The organism is uncultured Mailhella sp., from assembly GCF_944324575.1.
In the GTDB taxonomy this organism is placed as follows: Bacteria; Desulfobacterota; Desulfovibrionia; order Desulfovibrionales; family Desulfovibrionaceae; genus Mailhella.
Map to the genome: position 1 here is coordinate 1 of NZ_CALUWV010000056.1, position 13528 is coordinate 13528.

Consider the following 13528-nt stretch of genomic DNA (forward strand, 5'->3'; position numbering starts at 1 on the left):
GCGGGGGATGGCTGGAGTTCTAATATCTATTAACATAGTACGTCTCCCCCTTCCCCCGCAGACTCTCTCACCCTTTAAAACTTCCACCCCAGGGAGAGGCCTGCGTTGACGGCGGAGGCGTTGGAGCGGAAGAGTTCGCCGCCGAGGTTCATCTGGAGGGAGAAGTTGTCCTTGGCGGTGAGGGTAAGGCTTGACTGGAGCACCATGGCGTCGCGGCCCGAGAGGGAAGTGTCGGAAGCAAAGCCGAAGGCTCCGTAGTCCCGGAAGGACGCGCGGGAGGAGAAGGAATCGTCGGCGAGTTCATGCTTCCAGCCTGCCATGAGATCGAGGCCGAGAATGGAGCCGTTGGCGGTTGCGGTATTCCAGGCGAGGTGTGCGCCCAGCGTGAGGGGCACGGAGTGGAAGGCGTCGCTTTCAAGGTGCAGGCGGGAGGCGGAGGAGCCGCGTTCCGAGATGCCGGGGCGGTGCAGGGCGTTCCATTCCAGCATGGCAAGGGGGCCTGCGGCGAAGGTTCCCGCATCCGTGTTCCACGTCCAGTCCCTGCCTGCGCCGATGAGGGAGCCGAAGGCAAAGCCGGTCCAGTCGCTTTCATTGTGGGCCGTGTAGCCGTTCACGGCGAGGTTTCTTGTCATGTCGCCGTCTTCCACGCCCGCGCGAACCTGCGCGGTGAGGTAGAGGCCGTTCCAGGACTCAGGAGCGTAGAGGCCCTGCACGCCCACGAGAAAGTCGCGCGTTTCTGCCGTGGCGCTGTGGCTGCCGCCGGTAAAGGTACGGCGTGCGCCTGCCGCGAGGTGTCCGCCCAGCGTGAGGCCGGAATCGAAGCGGCGGTCGAGTCCCGCCATGAGACCCGCGCCGGTGCTGTGCCAGCTCGAAAGTCCGCTCTGGCCGCTCTGCCAGGAGCCGGAGCCGTAGGGCGTGGCCCAGAGCGTCCAGCGTTCCGCGTCGGGAGCTTCGGGAAGAATGCCTGCGCGGCGGGCGGTTTCGGCGCCGGTCATCTGCCGGAAGAGGAGCGAGCTGAACTCGCTCATCTGGTTCAGGGAGGCGCGGGCGGCGTTGTCGAAGGCTTCCGGGCCGAGGGCGTCCAGAGCGCGGGAAACGGCGGAGCCGTCGGGCGCGGACCAGTCCAGCGCGGTGATGAGGGGTTGCATGTCGCCTTCGGCCACGCCGGAAATGCCCCAGAGCGCATTGCCGAGGGAGTTTGCGCCCGGGTTGTCGGCATAACGGCTGTAGGCGTCGCGGTCGCGGACGGTGGTCACGGTGAATTCGGGGTCGAAGCTCAGGGAGAAATCAAGCGTAGGGGAATGATGTTCCACCACGGCATTGTCAAAGTCGCCGGAAACGTATTCGGCATCCACGGGGGATTCCGGGCGGATGACGGCGCCTGTGGCGTAAAATTCCGGCAGGGGGCGCAGGGCCCAGGTGCCGGCGAGCACGGCGGAGTTCGCTTCAATGCCGTTCACCTTGCCGGAAGAGGAGAGGAGCGTTTCGAGCACGGCGTTTTCGTCGTTCACGAAGCTTGAGGTCAGGTGAGCGGCCTTGCCGGATTCGTCCGCGCCGTACAGGGCAAGGTGACCGGAGTTCTTCAGAGAGTATGCGTTTACCGTGCCGGTGACGGCAAGGCGGCCTGCCGCAAGGTTCATGTCCAGACTTTGGTCACCGTCGACGGAGCCGAAAAGCGTCATGTTGAAGGCGCTGTCGGGGTTGCCCGCAGTTCCGTCGGCATTGGCGGCAAGGCCGAAGGTGAGGGCGGTGTGAAGATCGCCGCTGTCGCCCTCATACTGAATGTCGTCGTTGTCGGGATCCCATTCGGAAACGATGTCCCCGACGATCTGCGCGCCGGAAAGAACGTTGATGTCTTTGACCAGCGCGTTTTCGGAAATGAAGATGGAGGCATCCGTTCCGGCGAGAAGGCCGCTTACGTCGAAGCGGGAGACAAGCGCGCCGTCGAGGTTCAGGGGAAAGCCGTCAATGTCCAGGTTGCCGCTGTCGGCGATTTCCGTGCCCGCTTCGTTGTTCCAGATCCATGAGCCGCGGTAGTCCGAGTCATTGCCGAGGACGTTGTTGCCGAAGTCGAAGCGGGCGGCAATGCCGCCCTTGCCGAGGGCGGTAATGTCGCCGCGGCTTATGACGGTTTGATCCTTGCCGTAGGCCACAAGCAGGCCCGTGCCCCAGGAACCGTCGGCCCTGATGTTCACGCCGGGGGCTATGGTGAGGGTGTTGGCGCTGCCGTCCACGCGAATGCCGGTTCCCGCCGTGCCGCAGGCGAGAAGGTCGGCGGCCTGGGTTATGGTGTTGTTCTTGCCGTAAACATGCAGGCCCACGCCGAGCGTGGCCGTGTTCGGCACGCCGTAGAGGTAGGCGGTGCCGTCGGCGTTTCTCGCAAAGTAACCGTTTTCGTTCACCAGGGTCTGGCCGTCGTCGTACACGGAAAATCCGTAGTAGTTCTTGCGGTCGAGATTGTAGCCTATGTCCTGAAGCGCGGCCAGTTCCGCCTCCATGAAGGTGGTGTAGTTGCGGTAGTACTGGTGGCTCATGAGACCGTGTTCAAGCTCTATGTGCGAAAGATCGGGGATGGCTCCCTCATAGCCTTCGATGAGCAGTCCGTTGCCTTCTCCGATCACTTCGGAAACGTGCTTGCCGTAGAAGCGTACGCCGCTGTTTGTGAAGTCGCCCACGACGAACTTCGGCCCTTCCACGCTGTCGGCCTCGCTTTCCGAAACAACGCTCATGCCCGGCTGGAATCTTGTGCCGTACTTGTTCACGAGGTGCGAGTCCCAGGCGGAAATCTGTTTTATGGGGCCGACGTTGCCATGATCCTGTGCCAGACTGAACACGCCGAGAGCGTGACCCACTTCATGGTACAGAATGCTGATGAAATCGCAATTGTCCGTCATGGGAAGAGGCGAAAGGTGATCGGGGATGGCAAAGTTCATGAGACCGATAATGATGATTGCCGGTTTATCCATGGCCGTGCCGTTTATGATGCCGTCCTGCAATCCGGTGGGGGCGATAGGAAGAGCGGATATGTTGGGGAGACTGGCTGCCATGGCGTTGTCCACATCGAAGGTTCCGACATTGATGACGAGGGTCGAGGTGTTGCGGCTTACAGGGGCGAGACTGTCGGTCCAGAGGCGGACGGCGTCGACGACGCCGTTTTTCTGTTCTTCGGAGAGCGTCCAGGAGGATATGTAGTCGGAATCTTCATCCGGTTCGTAGAACTGTTCCCCCTGGTCGAAGAAGCGCAGCTCGAACATGGGCGAACCGTCGGGCCTGGAAACATAGCGTGATTCGTAAGCCTGCGCCGTGTCGGAAACGAAAAGGGGAGAGACTCCGCATGCGATGGCGAGAGTCGCCGCAGTCAGAAGGCGCGTTTTTCTGGTGAAGATGTGCCGGAGGGAGAAAAGAAAGGAAGTCATGAGAAATCCTGGAAGGTAAGGGAGGCAGGGACGAGGGCATGTTCTGCGTAAAGCCCGCCGTCCTTTTGGGGAGAAGAAGGAAGACTGCCCGGGAAACGTCATGGCCAGAGGAGCGTCGTCAACGCGTCGGGCGGCACTGCGGGAGAAGCGGCGAATAGAAAAAGGGGGGGGGAACTCGTTTTCCCCCCCTTCGGAACGGCGCAGAGAGCTACGGCGTCACGTCGTCGACGTCGCCTTCTCCATGAACGGACTCTTCGCCTTCGGCGCTTTCGCCGTCGCCCCGGTAGGGATTGAAGTAGCCGAAGCTCAGGCCGGGACAGTATTTTCTAAGCCGCTTGCGGAAGTTCACGAGTCCCACGGAGGGGCCGAAGGCAACGCCTTCCATGAGCTTCATGTAAAGTTCCGGGTCGATGTTCAGGTTGCGCAGCTGGATGAAGCTCACCTTGCAGGTGTTGATGAGCTCCACAAGCGCTTCGATTTCCTCTTCACAGTCGGTGATGCCGGGAAAATAGAGCAGGTTCAGCGACACGAACACCCCGCGGCCCGAGGCCTCGGTGATGGAGCGGCGCACGTCGGCGAAGGAGAAGCTGCGCGGCCGGTAGTAGCGGGTGTACACCTCTTCTCGGGCGCTGTTCATGCTCACGCGCATGGAGGTGAGACCGGCTTCGGCGAGCTTTGCCACCTCGTCGGGCATGGAGGCGTTGGTATTCAGGTTGATGGTGCCGTGACCGCCCTCGGCGCGGTAGCGCTTCACCACTTCGAGCAGCAGCGGGGCTTCGGTGAGGGGTTCGCCCTCGCAGCCCTGACCGAAGGAGAAGATGGGATGCGGCTCGTTCCTGCTATGATGGAACATCATTTCGAGGATTTCGTCGGCCGTGGGCGTGAAGGTAAGGCGATCCTGCGGGGTGGCGCAGATGGTGGAATCCTCGTTTTTGTGGGAAATGCAGCCCACGCAGCGGGCGTTGCACACGCGCGAGGTGGGAATGGGCGCTTCGTAGCGGCCTATGGCAAGGTTTTTGGCCGCAGGGCAGCCGTACTTCAGCACGCAGTTCTGCATGAGGTGCTGAATGAAGCGGTTGTGCGGAAATTTCGCCATGAGTTCCTTCGCGGCCTTGTTGATCTTCTTCTGCGGAATGCCGGTAAAGATCTGGCGCGGGTCCTCGTCCACCTTTTTGGCGCATACGTAGAAGCGGTCGCCTATCATGCCCACGGCGGCGTAGGCGAAGAGGGGCAGGGTGGGGGCGTCGTCGTCGGTGACGTACACGGGGTGTCCGGTAAGCGTGTGCGCGGGCGCAATGAAGGCGGCCACGGCGAGTTCCTCGACTTCCACGGTGTCGCCGGTTTCGGGATCGAGTCCGGCAGCGTGGCGGCCGGGAAGCAGGAACAGTTCGCTTTCGGGCGGGAGGGGCATGAGCTCGTCGGGACGCGGGAGCGTCCATTCATTGCCCTTGCGGCAGAGCATGAGAAGATCGGGATCGTCGAATATCTGGCCCTTGTCGTCGGCCAGAAGCATGCGGGGACGGGGATGAGATGTGGCCATGATGGATCTTGCGGCGACGTGCGCCCTGATGATGGTTGACTGCGGCCGCTTCTGCGGCGGGGCGGAAGGCGCCAAGGCGGCGTTTCGCAGGGTAGGGAAAGCGCCTTTGCCGGCGGAAGCGGAAAGAACGGGATCGGCCGGTCGTCATGCGGGGGCGGACGCAGAAGGAGCGTCCGGCATCGCGCGGAGCGGCAGCGGATTACTCGTCGTGGCCCTCGCCGAGAAAGCGGTTCCACAGACGGATGGCCGCGCCCTGGGACACGGCCCACTGGGTGAGCGCGCATCCGCACGGACACACGACTCTCCACACTTCACTTCGATGACCGGCAGGAAGGCACGATTCCAGCTTCTGCTCGCGGCTCCCGCAGGAAGAGCAGGGAAGAATGGTTGGCAGATAGGGCTCTGACATGAAGATCTCCTTCTTGCTGGAATGAACGGGCATTCTGCCGGACTCGGCATGACGCGGACATCTGAGAGGGGCAGATGATAACGCTCCCGGCAGTGTTATGCAAGGGCGGAGCATAGTGGGCGTCCGCTCCCGGCAGGGGAACGGACGCGAACCGGACGCGCGCGAACTAGACGATGCCTGCGGTCTGAAGCGCCAGCATGACGAGCGGCAGCGACGCCAGCGACAGAATGGTGGTGGCGATGACGGTCATGGAAGACTCGGTGGGGCAGGCCTGATAGCGTTCGCCGAGAATGTAGACCATGGTTCCCGTGGGCATGGCGGACACCACGGTGCCCACGGCGAGGGCCGTGCCGGTGCAGCCTGCGGCGAAAAGCACGAGGAAGGTGAAGAGCGGCTGCAGCAGGAGCTTGGCGAGGCACACGAAGATGAGGTTCTTGCGGCTGAAGCTTCCGCCCATGCCGGAGGTGCCGGAGAGCTGGGCCGAGAGCACCATGCCCATGCCGAAGAGGGCGCAGGGAGCGGCGGTCGATCCGAGCATCTGGGTGATGCTGGTGACGGCTTTGGGCAGGGGAATGCCGGAGAAGCCCGCGCACGCGCCGACGATGGCGGCGACGATCATGGGGTTGTGGATGAGCTCGCCCACGAGCTTTCTGCCGATGTTGCGGCGCTCCCCGGCCTTTGAGGAGGAGAGAAGGTCGAGCGATGCGTCGGCGATGAGGAATGCGCCGGAGTAGAGCAGCGCGCCGAGCATGCCTGCGGTGGCGGCTTCCTCGTTGTCGGGAAAGACCATGAAGATGAAGGGCAGGCCGAAGAAGGCGGCGTTGGGGAACACGGCGGCAAGGGTGCGTATGGTGGTCTCGAGCCGGTGGTCACGCCACAGTTTCGAGAAGAACAGATAGGCGATGAGGTAGCAGACGAGGGAACCGGCGAGCGTGGCCCAGATGAAGGTTGTGGCCTGACCGTCCATGGGAATGGAGCACATCTGCGTGAAGAGCAGGGCTGGCAGGCTTACCCAGTAGACGAACTGGTTGAGGCACAGGGCCATGGTGGGGGCGAGAATGCGGCGACGTTCGACCAGAAGGCCGAGAAACATGATGCCGAATACGGTAACAAGGGCGGAAAAGATGCCGTTCATGGGAAAAGGTGTCCTTGATGATGTCTGGCCGGACACGAGGCGCACGACGGGATTCCTGAGAAAACTGATCAGGAAAGATGGGCGAGCGTTTGTGCGAGGCTGTGGTGTATGTCGCGAAAATGACGCAAAAACAGCAGGATGGCAAGAGCCATGACGGCGGCGCAGAAAAGCATGGTGCAGGGCGCGCCCACGAAGTCGGCCAGAGCGCCGAAGGCGAGGCCGCCCACGGGGCCGAGGCCTGAGGTCAGCATGATGTAGAGGCTGATCACGCGACTGCGGCAGTCGTCGGAGGAAGTGGTCTGACAGAGCGTGTTGACGCTGATGTTGGAGGCGGTGATGCCGTAGCCTATGAAGAAGGCGGCGACAAGGGAGAGAAGGAGATTCGAGGAGAAGCTGAACACGACGAGGGCTACCGTGGTGATGGTTGTGGTGCGCAGGAGGAAGGCGGGCACGTGCCTGAGCACGAGGCGCACGGAAACCACCACGCCGCCCACGAAGGCGCCTGCGCCCACGGCGCCGAAGAGCCAGCCGAGGGTCTGGGAGCCGCCGTTGAGAATGGCGGTGGAGAACATGGGAAAGAGCACGCTGTAGCACATGCTGAAGGTGCAGAACACGGCGAGCAGGCGGAAAATGTGGTTCAGGAAGAACTCGCTCTGCACGTGACGCAGGCCTTCGACGATGTCGCCGAACATGCTTTTTCTTTCGTGGGAGGCTACGCGTTCACGCAGCCGCACCCGGAAGAGGAGCATGCAGATGATGGGTATGTAGGTGATGGAGGATATGAGAAAGCACACGCCCTCGCCCCAGAAATAGATGACGAATCCGGCAATGGAGGGGCCCACGAGCTTGCTTATGTTGAAGGCCATGGAATTGAGGGCCACGGCGCTTTTGACGGCGGCGGGGTCGGAAACCATGAGGGACACCGAGGACTGCCGTGCCGTCATGTCGAAGGAGGAGATGATGCCGAGGCCGAGGCTGAGAACCACGAGAATGGGATAGTTGACCAGCCCTGAGAAGGTGAAGGCGGTGAGCAGCACGGCCTCGAGCATGCACAGCACCTGCGTGGCGATGAGGGCCCGGCGCAGGTCGTGCCTCTCCAGCCATGCGCCGGCCATGAGTCCGAACAGGAGCAGCGGCGCAAGGCTCACGAACTCCACGATGCCGAGCAGAAAGGCGGATTTGGTAAGCCGGAAGACGAGCCAGCTCATGGCGAGGCGCTGCATCCAGATTCCGAGCATGGAGATGGTCTGACCTGTGATGAAGTAGAAAAAGGCTTTGTGCGCGAGAGCGGGAAACAGCTTATAAAGCAGATGCATGGTTACCTCGGCGGCGGAAAGGGCTTTTTTCGTGCAGGATATTATTGGATGCAAAAAAAACTAACGAATTTTTTACAAAAGGAAAAGATTAGGCGAGAACGGCGGAAAATCGTCGAAAAATTTCTGTGAATTTGACGGGTTGAACCGTGAGCCCGACTGCGGAAGGAAAAGGGCGGGGCGGAAGAGAAGGAGGAAAAAGACGCCGCAGGCAGGAGGGAGAAAGGGGCGCGCCGAGGGAAGAAGGACAGGGAGAGAGGGAAAAGACGAGCGGCGGAAGAGAGAAGAGGGACGGAGAGGCGGGAGCCGGGAAAGGGAGGGAGAGCGGGAGTGTGGAGAAAAAAGGCGGGCAAAGGCGGGAAGGCGCGGGACGAATCAGGGAAGCATCCGCTGCGGCTTGGAAAAGGCGGGGGAAGGGAGCGCAGGCGGGGAGCGTGCGCGTCGTCCGGACACAGGTTCGGGAAAAGAGTCCGGGGAAACGCCGGGGGACGGAGTGACGTGCCCCGGAAGAGGCGGGCGGGAGCCGGGCGGAGAAGACTGTGCGGCGGAAGGCCCGGGACTGCGGGGACGGGCATCTTCCGGCACGAAAAACGCCCCGGCGTACCGGGGCGTTTTTTCATGGTGAGGCCGTGGAGGAAAGGACGGCCTCAGAAGAGCGCTGTTGACGTATCAGCCCCAGAGCACGCGGCCGACCAGCGTTCCGGCCCATGCCACGAGGTAGGCCACGGCGGTGTTGAACGCCATGCTGAAGAAGAGCCACCGCCAGCCGCCGGCTTCGTTCTTGAGCACCACGAGGGTGACGAAGCAGGGCGAGTAGATGAGCACGAAGAGCATGAGCGAGAGGGCCACGGTCTTGGACCAGCCGGGATCGGCGGCCAGCCTTGCGGACAGGGAATCCGGCTCGTCGGGATCGGTTTCGCCTATGGAATAGGCCGTTCCCATGGTAGAGAGGATGGCTTCCTTGGCGGCCACGCCGGAAATGAGGGCCACGTCGGTACGCCAGTCGAAGCCGAGGGGCCTGAACAGCGGCTCCACGAACTGACCTATGCGGCCGCCCCAGGTGTTGCGCACGGTTTCGGAGGCAAGGGCGTTTTCCTCGTCGAGTTTCGTATTTTCAAGCGCTTCCTTCTGCTGCGTCAGCGAGGCGAGCATGTCGCGCATGGCGTCGGTGGCGTCTGCGCCTTCAAGCTGGGCTTTCAGGGCGTCGATCTGTTCATCAAGGGGCGTGATCTGCGCGTCGAGCGCGGCGATTTTCGCCTCAAAGGGCGCGGCCTGCTCTTCGGTAAGCGCCGGGAAGGTGAGCGCCGCCCACAGAATGACGGATATGGCCAGAATGACGGTGCCCGCCTTCTTGATGTACATCCAGCCGCGTTCCCAGGTGTGCGTGAGAATGCTGCGCAGCGTGGGCAGGCGGTAGGGCGGCAGCTCCATGACGAAGGGCGTGGACGCGCCGCGGAACACGGTCTTTCTCAAGAACAGGGAAACCAGCAGCGCCACGGCCCAGCCGCACAGGGTGATGGCGAACATGATGCCCGCCTGATTGTCGGCAAAGAAGGCCGCCGTGAGCATGAGGAACACGGGAATCTTGGCGCCGCAGGTCATGAGGGGCAGCGTCATCATGGTGGCCATGCGTTCCTTTTCGCTGCGCATGGTGCGCGTGGCCATGACGCCGGGAATGGCGCAGCCGCCCGCAATGCCGCCCGCAATGATGAAGGGCATCACCGAGGAACCGTGCAGACCGAAGGCCCGCATGACGCGGTCGAGCATGTAGGCCATGCGCGCCATGTAGCCGCTGTCTTCAAGAAACGCCACGATGAGGAACATGATGAGAATGAGCGGCACAAAGCTGAGCACGCCGCCCACGCCGCCTATGATGCCGTCCACCACCAGCGACTGCACCAGTCCTTCGGGAAGAACGCCGGTCATGAGTTCGCCGAGCCAGCCGAAGAAGTCTTCCACCCAGCCCTGCGGATACGCGCCCACGATGAACGTGGTCCAGAACATGAAATACACCACGCCGAGCATGATCACCGGCCCGAGAATGGTGTTGGTGAGCACCTTGTCGAGCTTGTCGGTAAAGGCAAGGCGATCCTTCGTGCTGCTTTTGCGCACCACGCCGCCACGGAGCGCGCTGTTGATGAAGCCGTAACGGTAGTCGGAAATGACGGCGTCGGGCGTGGTTTCCAGCGTGGAGGCAAGATGCGAGGCAAGAGCTCTGCGCACCTCGTCAAGTTCTCTGGCGGCTTCGCGGTCCGCGCTTTCCATCTGGGCGCGCAGAACCTCGTCGCCCTCAAGCAGCTTCAGCGCCGTCCAGCGGGCGGGGTAGCGGGAGGTAAGGAGCTTTTTTTCCTCAATGATTTTCGTCATGCGCAAAAGCGCGGGATCCACGTCCGGCCCGTAGCTTATGATGAGCGGTTCGGAAGGCTTTGCCGCTTCTTCCAGCGCCAGGGCAAGCGCCTTGTCGAGTCCTTCGCCGGAGCGCGCCACCGTGGGCACGGCCTTCACGCCGAAGCGCTCGGAAAGCTTGTCGAGGTCGATGGTCATGCCCGCCCTGCGCGCTTCGTCCATCATGTTGCAGGCGAGCACCACGCCCTGACCGAGTTCGCGTATCTGCACGGCCAGAAAAAGACCGCGTTCCAGCGTGGCGGAGTCGATGACGTCGATGACCGCGCGCGGTCTCTCCGCGGCATTTTCCGGAGCCAGCACGTCGCGCACCACCCGCTCTTCCATGGAATAGGGCGTAAGCGAATAGGTGCCGGGCAGATCCACGAGCAGCACTTTCTGCTCGCCGCAGCTCGTCCAGCCTTCCTTCTTTTCCACGGTCACGCCGGGGTAGTTGCCCACGTGCTGATGCGCTCCCGTCCAGGCGTTGAACGCCGTGGTCTTGCCGCAGTTGGGATTGCCCGCAAGCGCAATGCGCACGCCGTTCTTTCTTTCCTCTTCCGTAAGGGCGGCCTCGCCGGCAATGCCGCGTCTTTCACACATGGGACAGCTCATTTGACCTCCACGTCGACATAGTCGGCTTCACTGTTGCGCAGCGCTATGGTGGAACCTTCGATGCGCAGCGCCACGGGATCGCGCAGAGGAGCCCTGCCGACCACCTGCACCGACATGCCCGGCACGAGTCCCATGTCGCGTATGCGGCGCCCGAGTTCTCCGTGAGCGGTGATTTTGACGATGCTTGCCTCTCTTCCCGGGGCAAGCTGACGGAGATTCATCTGTGGCATGGAGTCCTCCTGATAAAAATGAAATTCTTTTTCAATTATTGCAGAAAAAAAATGAAATCCGAAAAAGGCCGAAAGCCGAGAGTCCGCGTGAGGCGGCTGCCCGCCGGAACGCTTCCGACACCTGGTACGCTGGCGGACGGACTGAAAATAATGAAACTGAAAACCAATGTCAACTTAAAACGCAACAAAAGACTGAACGCAGGCGACCGTGGGGAAAACCGTGCGGGGAGTCGGAGAAGAAGCCGGGGAGAGGCGGAGCGGGCGTACGGAATGGGGGAGGCGGAGGAGGGGAGAAGGGAAACGCGGGGGAGCGGGGAACCCCGGTCGGAAGGCCGGGAAGAAGGGGAGTTGCCGGAGCGCGGGCAGAGGAGCATCGGGCAGGCATCAGAGCAAACGTCGAGGGAAACCGCGGGGACGCCGTTTTCGGTCTGCGCCGGGCGCAGGGCGCGTTGCCCCGGCGCCTGCCGTACCGCGGGGGCATGATTCGCCTTCCCTGCGAGCTGCCGGCAAGAGCCGTCGCAAGAATTTCGCCAGGGGCTCCGGAGGCGTCCCTGACGCTGAAGATAACAGGATACGGCGGGCTTTCCCTCGCGCTCCCGGTTCGCTGCTTTCGCCGTTTTTTTTGGGGGGGAGGGGCGTCGTCAGGCGCATCGGACTGCCGTTTCTCAGCGCTCGGGCGGGCCTTCTTTTCCCCCTCAGCTTTTTCTCAACGCTCTGGGATCCCGGGCGACGTCAGGAGCCCGGTCGGTGGCGGCCAGTAGCCGGAATTCACTTCCGCCGTCAGGCGAAATGCCCACCGTGCAAGTCCCGCGACCGTACGGCGTGTCCGGAGCTGACGGGAGAGGGCGTCACCTGGGCAGGGGAAAAACAAAAGCAGAAAAACAAAAAGTTTTGAAGGGAAGAGGGGGGCGCGGGGGGAGAGGGAAACTTTTTCAAAAGTTTCCCTCTCCCCCCGCACAGACAATCCCTCTCTTATCCCGTCACCCTGGCAAGGGCGTCCATGAGGGCGTCGATGTCGGCGGGTGTGGGGGACGTGGGGAGGCTGGCGAGCATGCCGAGGCCTTCCATGGCGTCGTGGAACGCTTCGGGGGACATGGAGGAGACGGCGGCGGTATGGATCATGGCGCTGACGGAGAGTATCCAGAACACGGCGCTGCGCAGTTCGTCTCTGTTCATGTCGAGGTCGAGGACCACGAGAACGGGCTGCTCCTTCTGCATGGCGGCGAGGGCGTCGTCGAGCGTGGGAGCGGCGCTCATGGAAGCGCCGCGCTTTTCAAACTGCGGCCGCAGGGTCTGCCAGAGGTCGGAGCGGCCGGAAACGACGAGGATGTTCATGAGGGCTCCGCATCAATGAGCGTGGCCGCCGCCGCAGGTGAACTCCATGCTGAAGGGCTGGAGCTGACCGGCGAGGAAGGCGTTGATGGCGCTGCCCACGGTAAGCTGGTTTCCGGCGAAGTAGACCTTCACGCCCACCTGCTGGAAGCCCATGAGCGGACGCATGCCCATGCCGCCGGCGAGCAGCACGTTCACGTTGTGGGAGGCGAGGTGCTGCACGGGGGCCAGGCAGCCGCCCTGCTGATGAGGCACGTTTTCCAGCGTGCTGACGTTCTTGATGGCGTTGTCTTCGACTTCCACGAGGGTGTAGATGTCGCAGTGACCGAAGTGCATGCCCATCTGGGCGTCGAGGCCGCCGGGCATGGCGGAAGGAACGGCAATGATGGTGCTCATGAGAGTTCTCCTGAAAACGGTCGTAGAGGCGCCTTTCAGCGGCGCACGTTCAGATTCTGAAGGGCCGACCACATGTCCTTCAGTCTGTTTCCCACGGGGTTGTCGAATTCGGTGAGGGCCTTGCGCGCCACCATGGCGCGGGTGACCACCGGATCGAAAGGCAGGCGGCCGAGGAGCGTGTCGCCTCGCTGCGCGCACTCTTCGGCCATGGCGTCGGCCTCTTTTTCGTTGAGGTCGGCCTTGTTGATGATGACGGCGAGCGGCACGCGGAAATGACGGCACAGATCCGCCACCCGCTGAAAGTCGTGTCTGCCCGACGGGGTGGGTTCCACCACGCCCACGGCCAGGCTTGCGCCGGAAAGCGAGGATATGACCGGGCAGCCCACGCCGGGCGAGCCGTCGCACAGCACGGTGTCGAGGCCCTGCGCTTTGGCAAGGCTGCGGGCTTCGGACTTGAGCAGGCTTACGAGCTTGCCGGAATTCTCCTGTCCCGGAAAGAGCAGCGCGTGCACCATGGGCCCGAAACGCGTGTCGCTGACGTGCCAGTCGCCGCAGTGCTGCTCCTCAAAGGCTATGGCTCCTGCCGGGCACAGATGCGCGCACACGCCGCAGCCTTCGCAGCGCAGCGGATCGACGGCATAGCCGTCCTGCTGCAGGCTTATGGCGTCAAAGGCGCACAGCGCGGCGCATTTGCCGCAGGAAAGACAGGCATCGTGCCGTATGTCCGCCTTGTGCCCGGAAACAAAGGCGTGCGTTTCCC

General features: G+C 62.6%; 10 protein-coding genes. All 10 read right to left on the reverse strand.

The window, feature by feature from the left end; translation table 11 throughout:
- Window positions 1-74: 74 nt before the first annotated feature.
- Window positions 75-3416: an autotransporter domain-containing protein gene (locus Q0J81_RS07705; RefSeq protein ID WP_294446993.1), complete on the reverse strand. Its 3342-nt coding sequence runs from the start codon at window positions 3414-3416 to the stop codon at window positions 75-77.
- Between the two features lie 208 nt (window positions 3417-3624).
- Entirely contained in the window at window positions 3625-4956 is a 1332-nt protein-coding gene (locus tag Q0J81_RS07710; RefSeq protein ID WP_294446994.1) for a radical SAM protein, read from the reverse strand.
- Window positions 4957-5155: 199 nt separating this feature from the next.
- A complete protein-coding gene (locus tag Q0J81_RS07715) occupies window positions 5156-5365 on the reverse strand; it encodes a serine acetyltransferase (RefSeq protein WP_294446995.1) in 210 nt (69 codons plus the stop codon).
- A gap of 166 nt (window positions 5366-5531) precedes the next feature.
- Window positions 5532-6500, reverse strand: a complete 969-nt coding sequence (locus tag Q0J81_RS07720; protein ID WP_294446996.1) for an AEC family transporter — start codon at window positions 6498-6500, stop codon at window positions 5532-5534.
- A 68-nt stretch (window positions 6501-6568) separates the two neighbouring features.
- A complete protein-coding gene (locus Q0J81_RS07725) occupies window positions 6569-7816 on the reverse strand; it encodes an MFS transporter (protein WP_294446998.1) in 1248 nt (415 codons plus the stop codon).
- 666 nt (window positions 7817-8482) lie between these two features.
- Entirely contained in the window at window positions 8483-10810 is a 2328-nt protein-coding gene (gene feoB / locus Q0J81_RS07730; protein WP_294446999.1) for a ferrous iron transport protein B, read from the reverse strand.
- Window positions 10807-11040, reverse strand: a complete 234-nt coding sequence (locus Q0J81_RS07735; protein WP_294447000.1) for a FeoA family protein — start codon at window positions 11038-11040, stop codon at window positions 10807-10809. The genes feoB and Q0J81_RS07735 overlap by 4 nt, the downstream gene beginning before the upstream one ends.
- Window positions 11041-12012: 972 nt before the next feature.
- A complete protein-coding gene (locus Q0J81_RS07740; RefSeq protein WP_294447001.1) occupies window positions 12013-12375 on the reverse strand; it encodes a hypothetical protein in 363 nt (120 codons plus the stop codon).
- Between the two features lie 12 nt (window positions 12376-12387).
- A complete protein-coding gene (locus Q0J81_RS07745; RefSeq protein WP_294447002.1) occupies window positions 12388-12768 on the reverse strand; it encodes a NifB/NifX family molybdenum-iron cluster-binding protein in 381 nt (126 codons plus the stop codon).
- Window positions 12769-12803: 35 nt separating this feature from the next.
- Window positions 12804-13528 (reverse strand): 4Fe-4S dicluster-binding protein (locus Q0J81_RS07750; protein WP_294447003.1); only part of this gene is annotated, 725 nt, incomplete at its 5' end.

What these genes read in the sequence shown, in the direction of transcription:
- Q0J81_RS07705 (WP_294446993.1), bottom strand. Translation starts at nt 3,416, where the DNA reads ATGACTTCCTTTCTTTTCTCCCTCCGGCACATCTTCACCAGAAAAACG.
- Q0J81_RS07735 (WP_294447000.1), bottom strand. Translation starts at nt 11,040, where the DNA reads ATGCCACAGATGAATCTCCGTCAGCTTGCCCCGGGAAGAGAGGCAAGC.
- Q0J81_RS07725 (WP_294446998.1), bottom strand. Translation starts at nt 7,816, where the DNA reads ATGCATCTGCTTTATAAGCTGTTTCCCGCTCTCGCGCACAAAGCCTTT.
- Q0J81_RS07740 (WP_294447001.1), bottom strand. Translation starts at nt 12,375, where the DNA reads ATGAACATCCTCGTCGTTTCCGGCCGCTCCGACCTCTGGCAGACCCTG.
- Q0J81_RS07745 (WP_294447002.1), bottom strand. Translation starts at nt 12,768, where the DNA reads ATGAGCACCATCATTGCCGTTCCTTCCGCCATGCCCGGCGGCCTCGAC.
- Q0J81_RS07710 (WP_294446994.1), bottom strand. Translation starts at nt 4,956, where the DNA reads ATGGCCACATCTCATCCCCGTCCCCGCATGCTTCTGGCCGACGACAAG.
- feoB (WP_294446999.1), bottom strand. Translation starts at nt 10,810, where the DNA reads ATGAGCTGTCCCATGTGTGAAAGACGCGGCATTGCCGGCGAGGCCGCC.
- Q0J81_RS07715 (WP_294446995.1), bottom strand. Translation starts at nt 5,365, where the DNA reads ATGTCAGAGCCCTATCTGCCAACCATTCTTCCCTGCTCTTCCTGCGGG.
- Q0J81_RS07720 (WP_294446996.1), bottom strand. Translation starts at nt 6,500, where the DNA reads ATGAACGGCATCTTTTCCGCCCTTGTTACCGTATTCGGCATCATGTTT.